The following is a 20,103-nucleotide window of genomic DNA, read 5'->3' as shown; positions in this document are numbered from 1 at the left end:
GAAAGGGTGAACGGCCGGGCTCGGGCGAAACGACCCCCCTACCCTCGGCGCAATGCACGGTGACGGCACGCACGGGAGGGCAAGCGATGACGAGTGACGCGGGGGTGCCCGGCGCCCCACGCTTCGACGTCGTGCTGCGCGGCTACGACCGCCGCCAGGTCGACGAGCACGTCGACCGGCTGCAGCGGGTGCTCGCCCGGATGCGGGCGGACCTGGAGGTCGTGCGGAGCCAGCCGATGCCGGTCGTCACGCCGAGCCAGCCCCGGTCCCGGCCGACGCCGCGGCCCCGGCCCGGTGCCCCGGCGGGCAACCCGGACACGATCGGCACCTTCACCGACCGCATGGAGAGCATCCTGGCGGCCGCGGAGGAGGAGGCGGCCGAGATCCGCCGCAACGCCCACCTGGCGGCGCGTGCCGAGACCGACGGCGTCCGGGCCCAGGTGGCCGACCTGATGCGCCAGCGCGATGCCGTGCTGGCCGAGCTCACCCGTATGCGCTCGCAGCTCGAGGGCCTGCTCGCCGCGCCGACCGCGCAGCTCTCGGCCCGCGAGCCCGCCCGGCCCGGGGCCCCGCGCCCGGACCTCCCGCGTCCCGACGCCCAGCGTCCCGACGCCCAGCGCCCGGATGCCCCGCGTCCCGACGCCCAGCGCCCGGATGCCCCGCGCCCGGATGCCCCTCGTCCCGACGGCCAGCGTCCCGACGCGGTCCGGCCCGGGGCGGGGCCGCGACCCGAGCCGTCGCCGCGCCCGGGGCCCGGCCCGTCCCCGCGCCCCCCGGCGGCCGATCCCCGGCCCGCCGATCCGGCCCGCAGCGCTCCGTCGCCGTCCACCACCTCCGCCACGGCCCGTCCCGCCCCGTCGCCCGGAGCCCCCGCGTCCGGAGCCCCCGCACCCGGGGCCCCCGCACCCGGGGCCGCCGTCCCCGAGTTCGCGACGTTCGGGCAGGCGACGCCGGGGCCCCCGGCCACGGGCTCCACGGCCGGTGGATCCGTCCCACCGCACCCCGGCGCGGCCCGTCCTGGCCCGTCCCGGCCGGCCGGGACCGCGGAGAAGCCCTCCGCCGACGGTGCTGCCGAGACGCCCTCCCCGGCCACCACGGCGCTGCCGTCGCGCACGCCGGGTGCCGCCCCGGCCGCGGGCGCGTCGACGGCGTCCGGTGCCAGCGCGCCGTCCGGCTCCGGCCCGGCGGCGCCGTCGACCGACCGCCGCGGGCAGGCCCCCGGTGCCGCGTCCGAGCCTGCCCCGCCCGCCGCGGGGAAGAACCCGGCCCGACCGGGGTCCCCGGCCGCCGGGCGCCCGACGAACGGCTCGCCGTCGACGAGCCCGGCCCCGGCCGCCGACGAGGCGTCCGGCGCGCGCCCCGAGCGCGAGGCGGAGAAGAAGGCCGCGCACCGGTTGCCCACGGGCGCCTACCCGGCCGTCGACCAGAACTCGTCCCTGCGGCCGCGCAGCAAGCCCGAGCCCGAGCCCGCCGACCTCTTCCGGCCCCGCGGCTCCGGGGCCCCGGAGGCGGCGAAGCCCGCCGAGCCCACGGTCGCGGTGCGGCGGGGCGAGCAGGCCGACGCAGCGAAGGACGGACCGTCGACCGAGCAGCCGACCACCGCGGTCGGTGCCGTCCGCCCGAAGGACGCCCCGAAGAACCCGGAGCCGGGCACGAGCGCCGGCGGCGGCACCCGCCCGACCTCACCCTCACGCTCCGCGTGATCCCGGTCGCACACCGTTACGCCGAACGGCGTACGGTGTGCTGCCATGCAGCCGGCCCTGACGCCTGAGATCCTGATCCCGGCCGGGATCGGGGCGCTCCTCCTGCTCGTCGCCGTGGTGGTCGTCCGGAGACTCCGGCGGCGCCGGGCCCGGGCCCGGATGCGGCCGACCGTCGCCGACGCGGTGCGCGACGCCGGCCCCGTCGGGCCGGAGCCGGGTCCCGCCGTGCCGGAGGACCCCGCCGTGCCGGCCGGGCCCGTCGACGGCCCGCCGGACCGGGGCGAGGGGTCGTCGGAGCACGGCGTGGACCCGGCGGACCGGGTGGGGTCGGGACGGACGGTCGCCGCGGCCGTCGCCCACGCGTTCGCCGTCCGGGAGGCGCGGGGCCGCCCGGCCGTGGACGGGGCCCCGGCCACGGCGCACGCGCACCTCGTGGGCGAGGGGGACGCGGCCGGCGCCTGGTCCGCCCCCGGCGGCCCGCCCGCCGACCGCGGTGACGCCCGTGACCGGCTGCTGGCCGTGCTGCTGGACGACCCGGTGCGCGCGGTCGGTGCCACCGTGGAGCTGGAGGCGTGCCGACGCCAGCTCGCCCGGCTGACCGAGGCCGTGCAGCACGAGCGCGACGCCCTCGGCTCCGTGCTCGCCCGACTCGCCGACGCCGGCCTGGCCCCCGACCAGCTCGCCCGCCTCTCGGGCCTGTCCGACGACGAGCTGCGCGGCCTGCTCGCCGCGCGCGTCGGGGCGGGCTGAGGGCGTTCAGCCCGCGATGCGGCTCAGCCGTGCCGAGAGGTGCGGCTGCAGCGGCTGGCCCATCATGGCGCGCTCGTCGACGTAGGCCAGGTCGCCGCCCTCCACGAGACCGTAGAGCCGGTGGGAGGCCTGCACGTCCTGTGCGGTCGGGGTGCGCACGACGGCGTCGGTCCGGATCTCCCAGGAGCGCAGGTCGAGCGCGCGGCCGAAGAACACCTCGACGATGCCGGTGGCGTGGGTGATCAGCACCTCCAGCTCGCCGCCGTCCTGCGGCCGCCAGAAGCCGGTCTCGCGCGCGGCCGGGCGGATGACCTTGCCGTCGTCGTCGAGCAGCCAGGCGCGCGCCTCGTAGGACAGGAACGGGCGGCCGTCGTGGGCGAAGACGAGCTGCTGGCCGTAGGCGAAGGGGCCGTCGATCGTGGGGTAGACGACCTCGCCCGCCCCGCGCCACACCCCGATCAGCGGGAGCAGGCCCAGGCACTGCTGGTGCAGGTCCGGGCCCTCGCGCAGGTTGGCGGTGTCGTCGGGGACCGGGAGGTCCTCGAAGCGCGGACGGTTGCGGCGCGGGGAGTCGGGGGCGGCGTTCGCCGGGCCGGTGATGGTGCCCGGCAGCTCGCCGTCGGGCCCGCTCACGACGCGGGCTCCGTCGACGGCTCGGCCGTCGTCTCGGTGGTGAACAGCCTGCGGAGCAGGTAGCCGGTGTAGGCCACCGTCCCCGCGCTGGCCGCGATCAACAAGCCGGTGAAGAACCACTGCACAGGACGACCCTAGCCCTGCCGCGCCCCGGACCCCGAACGGCAGTAAAGCCACTGTGCCGCCAGGAGACGGCGGCACAGTGGCTTTACTGCCATTTCGGGAAGGTGCGAGCCGGGCCTACGCCACCGACACCTGCGTCTGGTGCAGGCCGGGGGCCTCGGCGGTGAGGACGGACTCGCCGTTGCCGCTGCGGCTCAGGGCGCGCAGCGTCCAGGTGCCGGGGGCGGCGAAGAAGCGGAAGTCGCCGCTCGCGCTCGCCACCACCTCGGCGGTGAACTCCCCGGTGCCGTCGAGCAGCCGCACGAACGCGCCGCCGACGGGCTCGCCCCCGGCCACGACGCGCCCGGCGAGGACGGTCTCCTTGGACAGGTCGGTGCCTGCGGGCAGCGACACGGACTGGTCAGGCGCGGCACACATCAGGACCGTGCCCCCAGCTCGATCGGGACGCCGATCAGCGAGCCGTACTCGGTCCAGCTGCCGTCGTAGTTCTTGACGTCGCCGTGCCCGAGCAGCTCGTGCAGCACGACCCAGGTGTGGGAGCTGCGCTCGCCGATGCGGCAGTAGGCGATGGTGGAGCGGGACCCGTCGAAGCCCTCGTCGCCGTAGAGCTTCGCCAGGTCCTCGTCGGACTTGAACGTGCCGTCCTCGTTGGCCGCCTTGCTCCACGGGATGTTGATCGCGCCCGGGATGTGGCCGGGGCGCTGGCTCTGCTCCTGCGGCAGGTGGGCCGGCGCGAGGATCTTGCCGGAGAACTCGTCGGGCGAGCGGACGTCGACCAGGTTCTTGCTGCCGATCGCCTCGACGACCTCGTCGCGGAACGCGCGGATCGAGGTGTCCGCGGGCTTCGCGGTGTAGGTGGTGGGCGTGCGCTCGACCACGTCGGTGGTGAGCGGGCGCCCGTCGAGCTCCCACTTCTTGCGCCCGCCGTCGAGCAGCTTGACGTCGGCGTGGCCGTAGAGCTTGAACTGCCAGTAGGCGTAGGCGGCGAACCAGTTGTTGTTGCCGCCGTAGAGGACCACGGTGTCGTCGTTGCCGACGCCCTTCGCCGACAGCAGCGCGCCGAACTGCTCGGCGTCGACGATGTCGCGGCGGACGGCGTCCTGCAGCTCGGTGGTCCAGTTGATCTTGACGGCGCCGGCCAGGTGGCCGCCGTCGTAGGCGGCGGTGTCCTCGTCGACCTCGAGGAACACGATGCCGTCGGTGCCGATGTTCTTCTCGGCCCAATCGGCGCTGACGAGGACGTCCTCGCGGCTCATGCTGATGCTCCCTGCGTGGTGCGGTCGGTGCGGAATCGGTGGATGAGGGCGTACATCTCGCAGCCGAGGCAGAAGCCGAACGCGGCGTTGAGGAAGGCGGCGACGAGCGCGAACGCCGTGGCCACCACGCCGAGCGCGGCGAGCCCGGTGAGGTAGCCGATCGTGCCGACGAGCGCGAACACGAACCCGACGAGCTGGGAGAACCGCACGGGTGCGGCGTCCTCCCGCTCGGTGGGCGGGCTCAGGCGCGGGGCGACGAACGTGCGGAACAGCAGCGGGTACGGCGCGAAGCGCGGCCCGGCGAACGCGGCGAGCGCGAACACGACGGCCTGCGCGGCGAGCAGCCAGCCGCTGCCGGTGAGCAGCACGATCGCCAGCACGACGGTCGTCAGCGCGGCGGCGAAGCGCACACCGCGCGGATCGAGCTGGGGGTCCGAGACGGACACGGGGGTACTCCTGAGTCGAGCGGGGGTGAGGGGACGCGGAGGCTCAGGAGGCGCGACACAGGCAGCTGCCGACGCGGCACAGGTCCACTGCGCGGCGACGGGTCAGCGGCCAGTTCACAGCGCCGAGGGTAACGCAGGATCCCGCCGTGCGGGACCGTCGTCCCGAAAGGCGGACGGCGTCACACCTCACCGTGGGCCGAGCACCGGGTCGAGCGCCGCGTCGAGGTCGGCCCGGCGGGGCAGCCCGGACAGCCGCAGCAGCTCCGCCCCCGCCCGGTCGAAGGCGACGACGGTGGGCGTGCGGAGCACGCCGAGGGTGCGCGCGACGTCCGGGCGCTGCGCCACGTCGATCTCCGCGTGGACGACGCCCGGCCGCCGCGCGCGCAGGTCGTCGATGAGCTCGGCGGTGCGCCGGCACGGCGTGCAGACCGGCGAGGACAGCTGCAGCAGCAGCACCCGGTCCTCCGCGCCGGGAGCGGCACCGGCCAGCGCCCAGCCGCCGGTGGCCGCGCCCCGGCGGATCCGGCCGTCGCGGCGGCGCAGCAGCAGGCCGGCGGCCGTGGCCAGCAGCAGCGCGGCGACGAGCACCAGTAGTCCGATCGGGTCCACGTCGGGCCGAACGCCGGGCGCAGCGGGTTTAGTCCGGGCCGCTCAGCCCGACGTCGTCGCGGCGGCGCCCAGCACGAGGTCGGTGGTGCTGCCGCTGATCTCCAGCACGCCGTCGACGGCCCGCAGCTCGGTGGGCGTGACCTGCAGCGGGAGCGAACCGGGGTCGACGTCGACGGTGAACCGGTCGCGCAGGGCGCTCTGCGTGGACTCCGGCAGCGGCGGGGCGTCGGGTCCGCCCAGGCGGATGTCGCGCGGCACGATCCGCACCAGGCCGTCGGTGAGCTCCAGTGCGACGATCGCGGTCACCTCGGTCTCCTCGCCCAGCGCCGCGGTGGTGCCGACGAGCCGGGCGACGGTGTCGGGGTCGGCGTCGGCCAGCGCGGGGTCGGCCCCGTCCTCGACGGCCTGCTCGAGCGCCTCGGCGTCGAGCGACTCGATGCGCAGCCGGTCGACGTCACCGAGCAGCCGCTCGAGATCGTCGGCGCCGACCCGGACGGTGCCGTCGGCCTCGGCGGCGCGCAGCGACTTCGGACCCGACCCGAGCACCTCCGAGAGCGGGGCCTGCACGTCGCGCAGCTGCGCGACGACCTCCACCTCCTGCAGCATGCCGACCTGCAGCCGGTCGGCGGCGACGTCGATGCTGGAGTACCGGCCGGCCAGCGCCTGGGTGACGAACGGGAAGCCGTTGATCCGGACGTCCGGGTCGTCGGGCAGGCCGATCTGCTCGCGCATCTGCCGGGAGACGGCGGACTCGGCCAGGGCGGCGGCCCCGAAGTCGACGCCCACGAGCACGCCCACGAGCACGATCAGCCCGACGATCAGGCGCTTCATCCGACCCTCCGATGACGTCCAGCGGTATCCGGAGACCGTAGAGCGGGCGGCCGCGGGCCCGTCGTCCGGGCGGCCCCGACGCCGTGAGCTGCACCGCGCCGCTAGGGGTACCGGTGCGTAGCGGGCTATTCTTCGTCGATCCGCGTGAGGTCACTCACGGGTCACGCGGAAGTGAACACGGTGCGTCAGCGTCGCCCGCCGTTTCTCCAGGAGGGGCCGTGCCCCGCCCCGATTGGGAGGAACCAGATGGAGCTCCTTCTGCTGACGGCCGACCCCGACCCGGGATCGGTACTGCCGGCGCTGACGCTGCTGCCGCACGGGGTCCGTACCGCGGCTCCGGAGGTGGCGGCGCTGCTCGACGCGGGCCCGCACGACGCCGTCCTCGTCGACGCGCGCACCGACCTGGTCGCCGCACGCAGCCTGTGCCGGCTGCTCGGGAGCACCGGCACCGACGTCCCGGTCGTCGCGGTGCTCACCGAGGGCGGGCTGGTCGCGGTGTCGGGGGAGTGGGTCGTCGACGAGATCCTGCTGCCCGGCGCGGGCCCGGCGGAGGTCGACGCCCGGCTGCGCCTGCTCAAGGCCCGGCCCGGGGCCGACAGCGGCGCCGGGAGCGGCGCGCTGGTGCTCGGCGAGCTGGTGATCGACGAGGCCACCTACGCGGCGCGCCTGCGGGGGCGGCTGCTCGAGCTCACCTACAAGGAGTTCGAGCTGCTCAAGTACCTGGCGCAGCACGCGGGCCGGGTGTTCACCCGCGCGCAGCTGCTGCAGGAGGTCTGGGGCTACGACTTCTTCGGCGGCACCCGCACCGTCGACGTCCACGTCCGGCGGCTGCGCGCCAAGCTCGGCACCGAGCACGAGCAGATGATCGGCACTGTCCGCAACGTCGGCTACAAGTTCGTGCGCCCCGGCCGCGGCTCGCTGGGCGCGCCCGCGCTGGAGGCCGACGACGAGGACGCCGAGTCCGACGAGCGGTTCTCCTTCCGCGCGTAGGCTCGCCCGTGTGATCGAACTGCAGTGGCGGGCCGGGCTCGACGACGACGGCGTCGCGGTGGTCCGCGCGCTGGCCTCGGCGGCCGCGGCCGCCGACGGGAGCGCCCCGCTGTCCGACGAGGTGCTGCTGGCGCTGCGCAGCCCCGGTGCCGCGCACCTGTTCGCCTGCTCCGGGCCCGACCTCGTCGGCTTCGCCCACCTCGACCCCGAGGGCGGCGGCGAACTGGTCGTGCACCCCGGGCACCGCCGCGCCGGGCTGGGTACCCGCATCGCGCGCGCGATGGTGGAACGCGCCGGCGACGCCGCGCTGCGGGTGTGGGCGCACGGCGAGCACCCCGGCGCCGTCGCGCTGGCCGGGCGGCTGGGCTTCGTGCGCTCCCGCGAGCTCTGGCAGATGTACCTGGACATGCCCGACGCCCCGGCCGCCGTCGCCCTGCCGGACGGGGTGACGCTGCGGCCGTTCGTCGTCGGCGCCGACGAGGACGAGTTCCTGCGCGTCAACAACGCGGCCTTCGACTGGCACCCCGAGCAGGGCGGCTGGGGTGTCGAGCAGGTGCGGGCGCGGGAGGCCGAGCCCTGGTTCGACGCCGAGGGCTTCCTGCTCGCCGTCGACGCCGCCGACCGGCTGCGCGGCTTCCACTGGACCAAGGTGCACACCGAGCCCGAGCGCATCGGCGAGGTCTACGTGCTGGGCGTCGACCCGTCGGCGCAGGGCACCGGGCTCGGCGCCGCGCTGACGATCGCGGGCCTGCGGCACCTGCACGCCCGGGGGCTGCGCCGGGTCCTGCTCTACGTCGAGTCCGACAACGAGGCGGCGGTGCGGGTGTACCGCAAGCTGGGCTTCGAGGTGCGCCACAGCGACGTCCTCTTCACCCGCGCCGCGGCGACCGTCGGCTGAGGTCCACGTCCGGTTCATCCCGGCGCAACGTTCACGGCGATACGGAACCCGCTGGTCACGGAGGGGTCACGGCTACGACCGATCGGGTGTGATGGCTCACCTTCGGTGATGTGTTCATCCCTCGTTTACCTGATCGGGGGGGTGCGTCCACCGTCGCTACCTACCGTCCGCGGCGAGCGGCCACCCCGAGGCCGCAACGACCTTCCCGGTCCGACGACGGAGGAACCTCACGTGAAGACACTGCGGCACAGCGCACGTGCCCGAATCGCCGCGGTCGGCCTGGCCACCAGTGGCGCCCTGCTGCTCGCCGGCTGCGGCGCGGCCAACGAGTCCGGTGCGCCCGCAGGCGGCGACGGCGGATCCGCGCTCTCCGGCACCCTCGCCGGTGCCGGCGCCAGCGCGCAGGCCTCCGCGATGGAGGCGTGGGTGGCCGGCTTCAACGTGGCCAACCCGGGCGTGCAGGTGACCTACGACCCGGTGGGCTCCGGTGGCGGGCGCGAGCAGTTCGAGGCCGGCGCCACCGACTTCGGCGGGTCGGACGCCTACCTCGACGAGGAGGAGCTGCCCGGGACCATCGAGCGCTGTGGCGGCAACGTCCTCGAGCTCCCCGCCTACATCTCGCCGATCGCGATCGCGTTCAACCTCGAGGGCGTCGACAGCCTGAACCTCGGCCCGGCCACGATCGGCGGCATCTTCGCCAAGCAGATCACGAACTGGAACGACCCGGCCATCGCGGCCGACAACCCGGGCGTCACGCTGCCCGACCTGCCGATCACCGTCGTGCACCGCTCCGACGAGTCCGGCACCACCGAGAACTTCCAGGAGTACCTGGCCGCCGCGGCTCCCGAGGCCTGGACCTTCGAGGTCAGCGGCGACTGGCCCGCCGAGGTCCAGGGCGAGGCCGCCCCGCAGAACGCCGGCGTGGTCCAGGCCATCGGCGCGGGCAACGGCACGATCGGCTACGCCGAGGCCAGCCAGGTCGGTGACCTGGGCGTGGCCGCGGTCGGCGTGGGCGACGAGTTCGTGGAGTACACCCCGGAGGCCGCCGCGGCGGTCGTCGACGCGTCGCCGCGGGTGGAGGGCCGCCCCGAGGGCAGCTTCGCCATCGACATCGCCCGGGACACCACCGAGTCCGGCGCCTACCCGATCGTCCTGGTGTCCTACGAGCTGGCCTGCGGCACCTACGACGACCCGAACAAGGCCGAGCTGGTCAAGGCCTTCCTGTCCTACGTGATCAGCGAGGAGGGCCAGGCGGCGTCCGGGGAGAACGCGGGTTCCGCCCCGATCTCCGACGAGAGCCGCCAGCAGTTCCAGACCGCGATCGACTCGATCACCGGTGGGGCCTGAGTGACCTTCGTTCCCTAGCCAGCGCGCCCGGGCGGCCGTCATCATGAGATGGCGGCCCCCGGGTTCGTCCACGGGCGCAGCGTCGCGCCGCCCACCACCTCCGCCCGTGAAAGGACGACGTGAGCATCTCCACCGAGCCCCAGGCATCGCCGCCGGGCGCATCGACCCGGGGCAGACCGTCGCGGCAGGTCGGCGACCGGGTGTTCGCCGGGTTCGCCACGGGAGCGGGCATCCTGATCCTGCTCATGCTGGCCGGTGTCGCGGCCTTCCTGCTGGCCGAGGGTTTCCCCGCCATCGTCGCCCCCGCGGAGGACGTACCGGGCGGCCAGGGCTTCGTCGCGTTCGCCTGGCCGTTGCTGTTCGGGACGCTCCTGGCCGCGACGATCGCGCTGGTCGTCGCCACCCCCTTCGCGGTCGGGGTGGCCCTGTTCATCAGCCACTTCGCGCCCCGCAGGCTCGCGTCCGGCCTCGGCTACCTGATGGACCTTCTCGCCGCCATCCCCAGCCTGGTCTACGGGCTGTGGGGGGTCACGGTGCTGGCACCGGCGACCGTGCCGTCGGCCCGGTGGCTGGCCGACAACCTCGGCTTCATCCCGCTGTTCGCCGGCCCGGCGTCGACCACCGGGCGGACGATGCTCGTCGCCGGCCTCGTGCTGGCGGTCATGATCCTGCCGATCATCAGCGCGGTCAGCCGTGAGGTCTTCCTGCAGACCCCGCGCCTGCACGAGGAGGCGGCACTCGCCCTCGGCGCCACCCGCTGGGAGATGATCAGGATGGCGGTGCTGCCGTTCGGCCGCTCCGGCATCATCAGCGGCGCGATGCTCGGCCTGGGCCGGGCGCTGGGCGAGACCATCGCCGTCGCCCTGATCCTGTCCGGGCTCGGGATCATCACCTTCAACCTGATCAGCGGGCAGAACTCGCTGACCATCGCCGCCAACATCGCGCTCGACTTCCCGGAGTCCAGCGGCCTGGCGATCAACGCCCTGATCGCCTCGGGCCTGGTGCTGTTCCTGGTGACGTTCCTGGTGAACGCCTTCGCCCGGTACATCATCAACCGTCGCAGCGAGTTCTCGGGAGCGAACTGATGACCACGTCGACATCCAAGCCCGCGGGCACCGTCGGCGCGGGGGAGGTCGGCCCCGCCACGTCGTCGCCGAGCCCCGGCAAGCTCCCGCCGCGGGCGCCCTGGCTCGTCGTCGGGGCGGTCGCCTCCGTCGCGGTCCTGCTGCTGTTCGTGGGCGTGAGCCCGGCACTGGTCGTCATCGGCGGGCTGGCCGCGAACATCCTCGGCATCTGCCTCTGGTCCCGGCTGGTGGAGGGGCGCCGGGCCGCGACCGACCGCATGGTCACCGCGGTCGTCGCGACCGCGTTCGTCATCGCGATGATCCCGCTGGTCTCGCTGCTGTACACGGTGGTCTCCCGCGGCGCGGCACGGATGGACGCGGCGTTCTTCACCAACTCGATGCTCGGGGTCGTCGGTGAGGGCGGCGGCGCCTATCACGCGATCATGGGCACGCTGATCGTCACCGGGCTCGCCGCGCTGATCTCCGTCCCGATCGGCATCATGACCGCGGTCTACCTGGTCGAGTACGGCAAGGGCCGGCTGGCCAGGTCCATCACGTTCCTGGTCGACGTCATGACCGGGATCCCGTCGATCGTGGCCGGGCTGTTCGCCGTGGCGCTGTTCCAGCTCTTCTTCGGCCCGGGCATCCGGCTGGGCATCATGGGTGCGGTCGCGCTGACCGTGCTGATGATCCCCGTCGTGGTCCGGTCGGTCGAGGAGATGCTCAAGATCGTGCCCAACGAGCTGCGCGAGGCCTCCTACGCGCTGGGCGTCTCCAAGTGGCGCACCATCGTCAAGGTCGTCCTGCGCACCTCGGTGGCCGGCATCGCCACCGGCATCACGCTGGCGGTCGCCCGGGTCATCGGGGAGACGGCGCCGCTGCTCATCACCCTCGGAGCCGTCACCGGGGTGAACTTCAACCCGTTCGAGGGCCGCATGTCGTCGCTGCCGGTCTTCTCCTACTACTCCTACGTCGCGCCGGGTGCCTCGCCCGCGCCCTCGATCGACCGGGCCTGGGCCGCGGCGCTGGTGCTGATGCTCATCGTGATGGCGCTCAGCCTGCTCGCCCGCCTCATCTCGTACCTGTTCTCGCCGAAGATCCGATAGGACCCACCGTGGCCAAGAGCATCGAGGTCCGCGACCTCAACATCTACTACGGCGCCTTCCGCGCGGTCGAGGGCGTCACCATGTCCATCCGGCCGGCGCAGGTGACCGCGCTGATCGGCCCGTCCGGCTGCGGGAAGTCGACCTTCCTGCGCTCGATCAACCGCATGCACGAGGTGATCCCGGGGGCGTACGTCGAGGGCTCGCTGACGCTCAACGGCAACGACCTCTACGCGCCGGGGACCGACCCGGTGAGCGTGCGTCGTCAGGTCGGCATGGTGTTCCAGCGGCCCAACCCGTTCCCCACGATGTCGATCTACGACAACGTGGTCGCGGGCTACAAGCTGAACAGCAGGAAGGCCAGCAAGACGGTCACCGACGAGCTCGTGGAGCGTTCGCTGCGCGGGGCCAACCTGTGGAACGAGGTCAAGGACCGACTCGACAAGCCCGGCGCCGGGCTCTCCGGCGGCCAGCAGCAGCGCCTATGCATCGCCCGGGCCATCGCCGTGCAGCCCGACGTCCTGCTGATGGACGAGCCGTGCTCCGCGCTCGACCCGATCTCCACGCTCGCGATCGAGGACCTGATCAACGAGCTGAAGACCGAGTACACGATCGTCATCGTCACCCACAACATGCAGCAGGCCGCGCGGGTGAGCGACTACACCGGGTTCTTCAACATCGAGGGCACCGGCAAGCCGGGCAAGCTGGTGGAGATGGACGAGACCAAGACGATCTTCTCCCAGCCCCGGGAGAAGGCCACCGAGGACTACGTCTCCGGTCGCTTCGGCTGATCCGCCGTCAGCCGCGCCGCGAGCTCGGCCGCCCGCGCGGCGATGTCGTCGCGGACCAGGCGCATCCGCTCGAGGCCCTCGATCCCGCGCTCCGACGGCTCGTCGGTGTCCCAGTTCTCCACCGGCGTGCCGTCGACCGGCTCGACGTGGGCCTCGGCCCCGAGGGTGACGACGAGATCGGCCGCGGCCACCAGGTCGGCGGTGAGCGCGCGCGGGACCCCGCCGGAGATGTCGACGCCGACCTCGCGCAGGGACTCGACCGACAGCGCGTTGAGCCCCGTGCCGGGGCGGGTGCCGGCCGAGGACGCCGCGACGGCGTCACCCGCCGCGGCCCGCATCAGCCCCTCGGCCATCTGCGACTTCCCGCCGTTGCGCACGCAGACGAACAGCACGCTGCTCACGCGGCCGGCACCCCCAGCTCGTCGAGCAGGACGCGGACCCGGCGCTCGATCTCGTCGCGGACCGGGCGCACGGCGGCGACGTCCATGCCGGCCGGGTCGTCGAGCACCCACTCCTCGTAGCGGCGGCCGGGGAAGACGGGGCAGGCGTCGCCGCAGCCCATGGTGATCACGGCGTCGGCGGCCCGCACGATCTCGTCGGTCCAGGGCTTGGGGTACTCGCCGGAGATGTCGATACCGCGCTCGGCCATGGCCGCCACCGCGGCCGGGTTGACGCGCGAGCCGGGCTCGGAGCCGCCGGACCAGGCGACCGCGCGGTCGCCCGCGTAGTGGGTGAAGAAGCCCATCGCCATCTGCGAGCGGCCGGCGTTGTGGGTGCACAGGAACAGGACGACCGGGATCCCGTCGTGGGCCTTGCCCTCCACCCTGGCAAGAGCCTTGAGTCGCTGGCGGGCGAAGCGCTCGGCGAGCAGCGGGAGGTAGTTCAGCACCACGGCGCGCCCGGCGAACTCGTCGTAGGACGAGTGCAGGAACCGCTCGATGGTCTCGGTGCCGAACATGTCGCGGAAGGTGTCGGACAGGCGGACGGCGGCGGTGCGCAGGGCGAGCGCCTGGTCGATGGACAGGTTGTCGCGGTGGTGGGTGGGGGCGCTCATGCGGACCTCGTTCCGGACGGGTGGACGGCGGGGGCCAGGCGGGAGATCCGGCCGGCGAGATCGGTGAGCGCCCGGTCGAACGCCGCGGGGTCGGTGGCCGCCACGTCGCCGGCGCGGGCGGGATCGGCCACCGACCAGTGGGTGGCCGGGGTGTCGAGCTCCTCGTGGGCGCGGTCGCAGACGGTGATGACGAGGTCGTCGGGGCGCAGCACGTCGGCCGCGTGCTGCGGCGTCGCGGGGTGCAGCGGCACCCGGTGACGCCGCGCGGCGGCCACCGCGCCGGGATGCACGGCGGGTGCGGGGGCGGTGCCCGCCGACGTGGCGGGCACCGCGCTCCCGGCGTTCCAGAGGGCGGCGGCGAGCTGGGAGCGCGCGGAGTTCTGCGTGCAGACGAACACCACCCGCGGCGCCTCCCGGTGCGCGGCGGGGAAGAGCGCGTCGAGGGTGCCGGGGACGAGCCCGAGGTAGGTGCGCCTGCGGTCGCCCTCCGAGCGGGTGCGGCGCACGATCCCGGCCCGCTCCAGGACCCGCACGTGGTGGGCGAGCAGGTTGGACGGCATCGTCAGCAGGGCCTGCAGCTCGCTCGGGGACGCGTCGCCGAACGCCAGCGCGTCGACGACGGCCAGGCGCGACGGGTCGCCGAGTGCTTGGTGCACCGCGGCACGTTCCTCGATGTTCATTGAGTCAATGATTGCTGAGTTATCATCGCCACGTCAAGCGGTCTTGCAGTCTGATTCGAGATCAATGAAGGTAGACGGGTGTCGAATCAGGATGCCTGCACGCCGGGCTCGAGCCCGCCCCCGCTGCTCGACGCCGACGAGGCGGCCGCGCTCGCCGCGGCCTTCAAGGCGGTCGGCGACCCCACCCGGCTGCGGCTGCTGCACCTCATCGCCGCCCACGACGGCGGGGAGGCCTGCGTCTGCGACCTGACCGCGGCGTTCGACCTCGCCGGGCCGACGATCAGCCACCACCTCAGGGTGCTCCGCGAGGCGGGTCTGGTCACCGGTGACCGGCGCGGCACCTGGATCTACTACCGCGTCCGCCCCGACGCACTGGCGGCGCTGTCGCGGGTGCTGCTGATGGAAGGTGTCCCCGCGTGACCACTCCCGAACTGGACCGGCCGGTCGTCGCCCGGCTGTCCACACTGGACCGGTTCCTCCCGGTCTGGATCGTCGCGGCGATGGTCGCGGGGCTGCTGCTCGGCCGCCTGGTGCCCGGGATGGGCCCGGCACTCGACGCCGTCGCCATCGACGGCGTCTCGCTGCCGATCGCGCTCGGCCTGCTGATCATGATGTACCCGGTGCTGGCCAAGGTCCGCTACGACCGGCTCGACACCGTCACCGGCGACCGCAGGCTCCTGCTGAGCTCGCTGGTGCTGAACTGGGTGCTGGGCCCGGCGCTGATGTTCGCCCTCGCCTGGCTGCTGCTGCCGGACCTGCCCGAGTACCGCACCGGGCTGATCATCGTCGGCCTCGCGCGGTGCATCGCGATGGTCATCATCTGGAACGACCTGGCCTGCGGGGACCGCGAGGCCGCGGCCGTGCTCGTCGCCGTCAACTCGGTGTTCCAGGTGATCGCGTTCGCCGCGCTGGGCTGGTTCTACCTCACGGTGCTGCCCGGCTGGCTGGGCCTGCCGCAGACCGATCTCGACGTCTCGCCGTGGCAGATCGCGGCCTCGGTGCTGATCTTCCTGGGGATCCCGCTGGTGGCCGGGTTCCTGTCGCGCGTGCTGGGGGAGCGGGCCAAGGGCCGCGAGTGGTACGAGACGCGGTTCCTGCCGCGGATCGGCCCGTTCGCGCTCTACGGCCTGCTCTTCACGATCGTCGTGCTGTTCGCGCTGCAGGGTGAGGCCATCACCTCGGCCCCGCTCGACGTCGCGCGGATCGCGCTGCCGCTGCTGATCTACTTCTTCGTGATGTGGTTCGGCTCGCTGGTGCTCGGGCGTGCGCTCGGGATGGGCTACGAGCGGTCCACGACGCTGGCGTTCACCGCGGCGGGCAACAACTTCGAGCTCGCCATCGCCGTCGCCATCGCGACGTTCGGCGTGACCAGCGGGCAGGCGCTCGCCGGGGTGGTCGGGCCGCTGATCGAGGTGCCGGTGCTGGTGGCGCTGGTGTACGTGTCGCTGGCCCTGCGCAGGCGCTGGTGGGGGGTGGCGTCGTGACGCCGTCGGTGCTGTTCGTGTGCGTGCACAACGCCGGGCGCTCGCAGATGGCCGCGGCGCTGCTGCACCACCACGCCGAGGGTGCCGTGCAGGTGCGCTCGGCCGGCTCCGCCCCCGCCGACTCGATCAACCCGGCCGTGCGGGAGGTGATGGACGAGATCGGGATCGACCTGTCGCGGGAGTTCCCGAAGCCGCTCACCGCCGACGCCGTGGAGTCCTCCGACGTGGTGATCACGATGGGCTGCGGCGACGTCTGCCCGGTCTTTCCCGGCACCCGCTACCTCGACTGGCAGCTCGAGGACCCGGCCGGCCGCACGGCGGCGGAGATCCGCCCCATCCGCGACGACATCGACCGCCGGGTCCGGGCGCTCCTGGCCGAGCTCCGCTCGCCCTGATCCCCCCGGCTCCGCCCCCGGTCGCAGTGGGGTGGCTTCACTGCAACCAGGTTGCAGTGAAGCCACCCCACTGCAACGCGCGGGGGCGCGAGGGCGCGGGGCGGGGCGGGCGGGGCGGCTCTGTCAGGCGGGGGTGCAGCAGGTGTCGTCGGCATCCGCGGTGGCGTAGAAGGTCTCGCTGTCGGCCAGCACCGTGTAGACCTCCCAGCGCTCGCCGCCCGGCCCCGTCACCCAGACCTTGTCCTGGGTGGCGAAGCAGCAGGTGGTGCCGATCTCCTCGTCGGTGAACAGGCCGGCCTCGGTGAACCGGGCGATCTCGGAGTGCACGGTCTCGCTGTCCTCCACCTCGACGCCGAGGTGGTTGAGCGAGCCGCCCTGCCCGGGGTTCTCCAGGAGCACGAGCTTCAGCGGCGGCTGCGCGACGGCGAAGTTGGCGTAGCCGGGCTTGCGCTTGGCCGGCTCGACGCCGAGCAGCGTGGTGTAGAAGGCGACGGCCTGGTCGATGTCGTCGACGTTGAGGGCGAGCTGGACACGGGACACGGGGTCCTCCTCGGGAAGAGTGATTCGACGTTCGTCGAAAGGGTGCCTCGCTGATTCGACATATGTCAAGTAGTCTCGGCGACATGCCCCGCGCGCTGCCCGTCATCGACCTGACCGCCCCCATCTGCTGCGCCCCGGTCGCGGCCGGCCGCATGGGGGAGGCGGAGGCGCTGGAGGTGGCGCTGCGGCTCAAGGCGCTCGCCGACCCCACGCGGGTGCGGCTGATGTCGATGCTGCTCACCGAGGGGGAGCTGTGCACCTGCGACCTCGCGGCCGAGGTCGGGCTCTCCGACGCCACCGTCAGCCACCACCTCGCGCAGCTGCGCAAGGCCGGGCTGGCCGAGGGCACGCGCCGGGGGATGAACGTCTGGTACCGCGCGCGCCCCGAGTCGCTCGGCGCGCTGGGCCGGGTGCTCGACCCCACCCCTCAGATCGGGATGGCGTCCGGCTCCTCGCCGGTGACGGCGTAGACGGTCTCGCGGGCCACGGCCACGGCGTGGTCGGCGAAGCGCTCGTAGTAGCGCGCCAGCAGCGTGACGTCGACGGCGGTGGCCACCCCGTGCGGCCAGTGCGGGTCCATGAGCACCTCGAACATGCGGCGGTGCAGCACGTCCATCGCGTCGTCGTCGTGGTCGAGCTCGATGGCCCGCACGACGTTGCGCGAGCGGACGACGTCGGCGGCCTTCACCGCCAGCGCCACCGCGACCCGGCCCATCTCGGCGAAGTCGTCGCGCACCTCCGGGGGCAGGGTGGGCGCCGGATGGCGGCGCTGCACGGCCTCCGCGACGTGCAGGGCGAGGCGGTTCATCCGGTCGATGTCGCCCGCCGAACGCAGGGTCGACACGACCGAGCGCAGGTCGCCTGCCACCGGCTGGTGGAACAGCAGGGCGTCGCGGGCGAGCTCCTCGGTCTCGACGCGCAGCGCGTCGAGCTCTGGCTCGCGCGCGATCACCTGCAGCGCGAGGCGCTCACGACACTCCAGCAGGGCCGCCGTGGCGCTCTGCAGCGACCCGGCGGCGTGCGTGCACATCCGCCCCACCAGGTCGGAGAGATCGGCGAGCTGCTGGGGCAGCGGAGCCGGGACCACCGGCCGCTCAGACCGTCAGCGGGCCGGGCATCCGGCCCGTGACGACGTAGACGATGCGCCGGGCCACCGCGACGGCGTGGTCGGCGTAGCGCTCGTAGAAGCGGGCGAGCAGGGTGATGTCGACCGCCGGGCCGACGCCGTGGGTCCACGTCGGGTCCATGAGCACCGTGAACATGTGCCGGTGCAGGTCGTCCATCGCGTCGTCGTCGCGCTCCAGCTCCTCGGCGCGCCGCAGGTCGCGGGTGCGGATGACGTCGCCCGCCTTGTGCGCCAGCTCCACGCCGACCCGGCCCATCTCGGCGAAGTAGGGGCCGATCTCCTGCGGCAGCACCGGCTCCGGGTGGCGGCGGCGGGCGGCCTGGGCGACGTGCAGCGCGAGGTCGCCCATCCGCTCGATGTCGCCCGCGCCGTGGATGGCCGACACGACCGTGCGCAGGTCGGTGGCCACCGGGGCCTGCAGCGCGAGGAGCGCGAACGCCTTCTCCTCGGCGGCGGCCCGCAGCTCGTCGATGCGGATGTCGGAGGTGATGACCTCCTCCGCCAGCTGCAGGTCGCTCTCCAGGAGGGCCGTCGTGGCCTTCGCCATCGCCTCCGCGACCTGGTCGCACATTCCGGCGAGCCCGTCGGCCAGGCCGTCGAGTTGTTCCTGGTAGGCGTCACGCATGCCACTCAGACTAGAGGGGCGGGCGGCCCCGGGCAGCGCGCCGGGGTGAACCGGAGGTGAACGCTGACCTGCGGATCAGGTACAGGTCGCCGCCGGACCGGCCGCCGGCGCGGCCGCGGCCGTCGACGGGGCGCGCACGACGCCGTCGAAGGAGGTGCCCAGGACGAGCTGCAGCACGCCGCTCGCGGAGGGATCGGGCTGCGGCACGGCGGACGGCACGGTGGCCGCCAGCAGCTCCGCCGCCGCCGCCCGGTCGGGGGAGAAGCGGATGACGGTGCCGGGCGCGGGCGCCTCGGCGTTGCCGATCTCGCCCACCCCGAACCCGAGGGTCCCGAGCGTGCCGCCGATCTCGGCGGCCAGCCCCTGCCGGTCGGAGGCGTTGAGGACGTCGACGGTGACGTCGGCGGGCGCGGGACCGGCCCCCGCGGCGAGGACGGTCTGGTCGGGCGGCGGCGTGCCCTCGCGCAGGGCGGTGAACAGGGCGGCGGCGTCGGCGCCCCGGAGCAGGGTGTTGCCCTGGCTGCTGGTCTCGGTCGAGGTCGGGACCGCGGTGAAGGTGACGCCGTCGGCGGAGAAGGAACGCACGGCGCGCGCGGCGGCCAGGATGCGGTCGAGGTCGGCCGCGTCGGCGCTCAGCGCGCCGCCGAGCGCGGGGCCGAGCGATCCCGTCCGGGCGGGGTCGAGCAGGACCTCGCGCGACAGCACCTTCTCCAGCACAGCCGCGACCAGCCGCTGCTGGCGCTCCAGGACGCCGCGCCCGCCGGGCGGGTCGCCCTCGACGGTGCGGGCGCCCACCAGGTCGCGCGCCGTCGGCCCGTCCAGCGTGGTGACGCCGGGCCGGGGCACGACCGTGCCGAGCAGGCCGTCGACGACGGGCTGCTCGACGCACACCTCCACCCCGCCCACGGCGTCGACGAGATCGCCGATGCCGTCGAGGTCCAGCCCGACGAAGCGGGTGACGGCCAGGCCGGTGAGCTGCTGCACGACGCGCGTGACGCACTGGGGACCGCCGACGTCGAACGCCGACATCAGCGGCGTGCGGACCTGGGCGGGGACGGTCTCGTCGACGTAGTCGCGTGCGGTGGGGTCCCAGCGCCGGCACGGCGGCCGGTTGACCTCCAGGTCGCGCGGGATCGACAGGCCCACGACGCCGTCGCCGTCCGCGGGGACGTGCGCGAGCAGCACGGTGTCGGTGCGCGGGCCGCCCGCGGCCGCACCGGCCGGATCGGTGCCGACGATGAGCACGTTCTCGGCCCCCGCCTGCGCCTCGGCGTCGACGATGGCGCCGGAGCCGGGGTCCAGTGCCGTCACCCGGGTCAGCGCGGCGTCGAGGCGGGCCTTGCCGACGTACTGGAACGCGGTCACCGCGAACACCGCCAGTGCCAGGACGGCCAGCAGCACCTGCCCCGCCCCCGGTCGCACCCGGACCCGAGCGGGTGCGGGCACGGGGGCGTCGGCGTCGGTCTCGGCGAAGGTGATCCCGGCGTGCGCCGCGGTGAGGCGGGACAGGGTCTCGTCGATGCGCCGGGCCTCGTCGGACGCCGGCCCCCCGTCGGTGCCCGCCGTGCGTCGACGGCCGGGGGCCGCCGGGCCGGCGTCCGCGGGGCCGCGGGTGGCGGGTGGTGCCGGATCCGCGGGGGTGGGGCCGGTGGACG

Annotated in this window: 26 protein-coding genes and 1 pseudogene; 12 read left to right on the top strand and 15 right to left on the bottom strand. The window is 74.2% G+C overall.

Going from position 1 to position 20,103, the window contains the following annotated elements:
* The first annotated feature begins 86 nt into the window (after nucleotides 1–86).
* Nucleotides 87–1,703, top strand: a complete 1,617-nt coding sequence (locus PHY01_RS21975; RefSeq protein WP_141281409.1) for a DivIVA domain-containing protein — start codon at nucleotides 87–89, stop codon at nucleotides 1,701–1,703.
* Nucleotides 1,704–1,748: 45 nt separating this feature from the next.
* Nucleotides 1,749–2,453 (top strand): hypothetical protein, encoded by a 705-nt coding sequence (locus PHY01_RS21970; RefSeq protein ID WP_141281407.1) that lies wholly within the window; start codon nucleotides 1,749–1,751, stop codon nucleotides 2,451–2,453.
* A gap of 6 nt (nucleotides 2,454–2,459) precedes the next feature.
* Here PHY01_RS21970 and PHY01_RS21965 read toward each other — a convergent pair whose 3' ends face one another.
* The 7 genes from PHY01_RS21965 to PHY01_RS21940 all read right to left on the bottom strand — a co-directional run bounded on the left by PHY01_RS21965 (nucleotide 2,460) and on the right by PHY01_RS21940 (nucleotide 6,351).
* A complete protein-coding gene (locus PHY01_RS21965; RefSeq protein ID WP_141281492.1) occupies nucleotides 2,460–3,065 on the bottom strand; it encodes a heme-binding beta-barrel domain-containing protein in 606 nt (201 codons plus the stop codon).
* Nucleotides 3,066–3,082: 17 nt separating this feature from the next.
* Entirely contained in the window at nucleotides 3,083–3,211 is a 129-nt protein-coding gene (locus PHY01_RS28030) for a hypothetical protein (RefSeq protein ID WP_281283692.1), read from the bottom strand.
* Nucleotides 3,212–3,326: 115 nt separating this feature from the next.
* A complete protein-coding gene (locus PHY01_RS21960; RefSeq protein ID WP_141281405.1) occupies nucleotides 3,327–3,626 on the bottom strand; it encodes a DUF1416 domain-containing protein in 300 nt (99 codons plus the stop codon).
* Entirely contained in the window at nucleotides 3,626–4,465 is an 840-nt protein-coding gene (locus PHY01_RS21955; protein WP_141281403.1) for a sulfurtransferase, read from the bottom strand. The genes PHY01_RS21960 and PHY01_RS21955 overlap by 1 nt, the downstream gene beginning before the upstream one ends.
* Nucleotides 4,462–4,911, bottom strand: coding sequence for a DUF4395 domain-containing protein (locus tag PHY01_RS21950; protein WP_141281401.1), 450 nt, complete (start codon nucleotides 4,909–4,911; stop codon nucleotides 4,462–4,464). Before PHY01_RS21950 ends, PHY01_RS21955 begins: the two co-directional genes overlap by 4 nt.
* A gap of 186 nt (nucleotides 4,912–5,097) precedes the next feature.
* Nucleotides 5,098–5,520 (bottom strand): thioredoxin family protein, encoded by a 423-nt coding sequence (locus PHY01_RS21945; RefSeq protein ID WP_141281399.1) that lies wholly within the window; start codon nucleotides 5,518–5,520, stop codon nucleotides 5,098–5,100.
* Between the two features lie 42 nt (nucleotides 5,521–5,562).
* Nucleotides 5,563–6,351 (bottom strand): LmeA family phospholipid-binding protein, encoded by a 789-nt coding sequence (locus PHY01_RS21940; protein ID WP_141281397.1) that lies wholly within the window; start codon nucleotides 6,349–6,351, stop codon nucleotides 5,563–5,565.
* 246 nt (nucleotides 6,352–6,597) lie between these two features.
* Here PHY01_RS21940 and PHY01_RS21935 point away from each other — a divergent pair, with 246 nt between their 5' ends.
* The 6 genes from PHY01_RS21935 (at nucleotide 6,598) to pstB (ending at nucleotide 12,544) form a co-directional block, all read left to right on the top strand.
* On the top strand, nucleotides 6,598–7,341 hold the full coding sequence (locus tag PHY01_RS21935) for a winged helix-turn-helix transcriptional regulator (RefSeq protein WP_141281395.1): 744 nt from the start codon (nucleotides 6,598–6,600) through the stop codon (nucleotides 7,339–7,341).
* Nucleotides 7,342–7,351: 10 nt separating this feature from the next.
* The gene (gene mshD, locus PHY01_RS21930) at nucleotides 7,352–8,239 is read left to right on the top strand and encodes a mycothiol synthase (protein ID WP_246086064.1); all 888 of its coding nucleotides are present in this window, start codon (nucleotides 7,352–7,354) and stop codon (nucleotides 8,237–8,239) included.
* A gap of 240 nt (nucleotides 8,240–8,479) precedes the next feature.
* Nucleotides 8,480–9,586, top strand: a complete 1,107-nt coding sequence (gene pstS / locus PHY01_RS21925) for a phosphate ABC transporter substrate-binding protein PstS (protein ID WP_370467425.1) — start codon at nucleotides 8,480–8,482, stop codon at nucleotides 9,584–9,586.
* A gap of 200 nt (nucleotides 9,587–9,786) precedes the next feature.
* A complete protein-coding gene (pstC, locus tag PHY01_RS21920; protein WP_246086073.1) occupies nucleotides 9,787–10,671 on the top strand; it encodes a phosphate ABC transporter permease subunit PstC in 885 nt (294 codons plus the stop codon).
* Nucleotides 10,671–11,756: a phosphate ABC transporter permease PstA gene (pstA, locus tag PHY01_RS21915; RefSeq protein ID WP_141281391.1), complete on the top strand. Its 1,086-nt coding sequence runs from the start codon at nucleotides 10,671–10,673 to the stop codon at nucleotides 11,754–11,756. The genes pstC and pstA overlap by 1 nt, the downstream gene beginning before the upstream one ends.
* A gap of 8 nt (nucleotides 11,757–11,764) precedes the next feature.
* Nucleotides 11,765–12,544, top strand: coding sequence for a phosphate ABC transporter ATP-binding protein PstB (gene pstB / locus PHY01_RS21910; RefSeq protein WP_141281389.1), 780 nt, complete (start codon nucleotides 11,765–11,767; stop codon nucleotides 12,542–12,544).
* On the opposite strand, the gene PHY01_RS21905 is transcribed toward pstB, so the two are convergent.
* From PHY01_RS21905 to PHY01_RS21895, 4 genes and pseudogenes are all read right to left on the bottom strand, one after another.
* On the bottom strand, nucleotides 12,520–12,945 hold the full coding sequence (locus PHY01_RS21905) for an arsenate-mycothiol transferase ArsC (protein ID WP_141281387.1): 426 nt from the start codon (nucleotides 12,943–12,945) through the stop codon (nucleotides 12,520–12,522). The two genes, pstB and PHY01_RS21905, sit on opposite strands and share 25 nt — an antisense overlap.
* Entirely contained in the window at nucleotides 12,942–13,343 is a 402-nt protein-coding gene (locus tag PHY01_RS28400; protein ID WP_440590688.1) for an arsenate reductase ArsC, read from the bottom strand. The genes PHY01_RS21905 and PHY01_RS28400 overlap by 4 nt, the downstream gene beginning before the upstream one ends.
* 39 nt (nucleotides 13,344–13,382) lie before the next feature.
* Nucleotides 13,383–13,598: pseudogene (locus PHY01_RS28395) on the bottom strand (three-helix bundle dimerization domain-containing protein); the annotation flags it as partial.
* Nucleotides 13,595–14,278: an arsenate reductase/protein-tyrosine-phosphatase family protein gene (locus tag PHY01_RS21895; protein ID WP_141281383.1), complete on the bottom strand. Its 684-nt coding sequence runs from the start codon at nucleotides 14,276–14,278 to the stop codon at nucleotides 13,595–13,597. The gene PHY01_RS21895 and the pseudogene PHY01_RS28395, both read right to left, overlap by 4 nt.
* Before the next feature lie 78 nt (nucleotides 14,279–14,356).
* Here PHY01_RS21895 and PHY01_RS21890 point away from each other — a divergent pair, with 78 nt between their 5' ends.
* Genes PHY01_RS21890 through PHY01_RS21880 form a run of 3 tightly spaced genes read left to right on the top strand, consistent with a single transcriptional unit; the run spans nucleotide 14,357 to nucleotide 16,157 of the window.
* A complete protein-coding gene (locus PHY01_RS21890) occupies nucleotides 14,357–14,698 on the top strand; it encodes an ArsR/SmtB family transcription factor (RefSeq protein WP_141281381.1) in 342 nt (113 codons plus the stop codon).
* Nucleotides 14,695–15,762, top strand: coding sequence for an ACR3 family arsenite efflux transporter (gene arsB / locus PHY01_RS21885; RefSeq protein ID WP_281283691.1), 1,068 nt, complete (start codon nucleotides 14,695–14,697; stop codon nucleotides 15,760–15,762). The genes PHY01_RS21890 and arsB overlap by 4 nt, the downstream gene beginning before the upstream one ends.
* Nucleotides 15,763–15,809: 47 nt before the next feature.
* Nucleotides 15,810–16,157, top strand: a complete 348-nt coding sequence (locus PHY01_RS21880) for an arsenate reductase ArsC (protein WP_246086072.1) — start codon at nucleotides 15,810–15,812, stop codon at nucleotides 16,155–16,157.
* 123 nt (nucleotides 16,158–16,280) lie between these two features.
* On the opposite strand, the gene PHY01_RS21875 is transcribed toward PHY01_RS21880, so the two are convergent.
* Complete coding sequence (locus PHY01_RS21875) at nucleotides 16,281–16,697, bottom strand: ArsI/CadI family heavy metal resistance metalloenzyme (protein WP_141281377.1); 417 nt, start codon at nucleotides 16,695–16,697, stop codon at nucleotides 16,281–16,283.
* 83 nt (nucleotides 16,698–16,780) lie between these two features.
* Between PHY01_RS21875 and PHY01_RS21870 the strand changes: the two genes are divergently transcribed.
* Nucleotides 16,781–17,167 carry an Rv2640c family ArsR-like transcriptional regulator gene (locus tag PHY01_RS21870; RefSeq protein WP_141281375.1) on the top strand — a complete coding sequence of 129 codons (387 nt, stop codon included), beginning with the start codon at nucleotides 16,781–16,783 and terminating at the stop codon, nucleotides 17,165–17,167.
* Here PHY01_RS21870 and phoU (PHY01_RS21865) read toward each other — a convergent pair.
* The 3 genes from phoU (PHY01_RS21865) to PHY01_RS21855 form a co-directional block, all read right to left on the bottom strand.
* Nucleotides 17,125–17,784: a phosphate signaling complex protein PhoU gene (gene phoU / locus PHY01_RS21865; RefSeq protein ID WP_246086062.1), complete on the bottom strand. Its 660-nt coding sequence runs from the start codon at nucleotides 17,782–17,784 to the stop codon at nucleotides 17,125–17,127. The genes PHY01_RS21870 and phoU (PHY01_RS21865) overlap by 43 nt on opposite strands.
* 7 nt (nucleotides 17,785–17,791) lie before the next feature.
* Entirely contained in the window at nucleotides 17,792–18,448 is a 657-nt protein-coding gene (gene phoU / locus PHY01_RS21860) for a phosphate signaling complex protein PhoU (protein ID WP_141281373.1), read from the bottom strand.
* Between the two features lie 75 nt (nucleotides 18,449–18,523).
* Nucleotides 18,524–20,103, bottom strand: a 1,580-nt coding sequence (locus tag PHY01_RS21855; protein ID WP_141281370.1) for an LCP family protein, incomplete at its 5' end; no start/stop codon positions are given.

This window comes from Pseudonocardia hydrocarbonoxydans (genome assembly GCF_006539565.1).
Taxonomy (GTDB): Bacteria; Actinomycetota; Actinomycetes; order Mycobacteriales; family Pseudonocardiaceae; genus Pseudonocardia; species Pseudonocardia hydrocarbonoxydans.
Note: the sequence above shows the minus strand (reverse complement) of the source record. Positions and strands in the feature narration are given on the sequence as shown.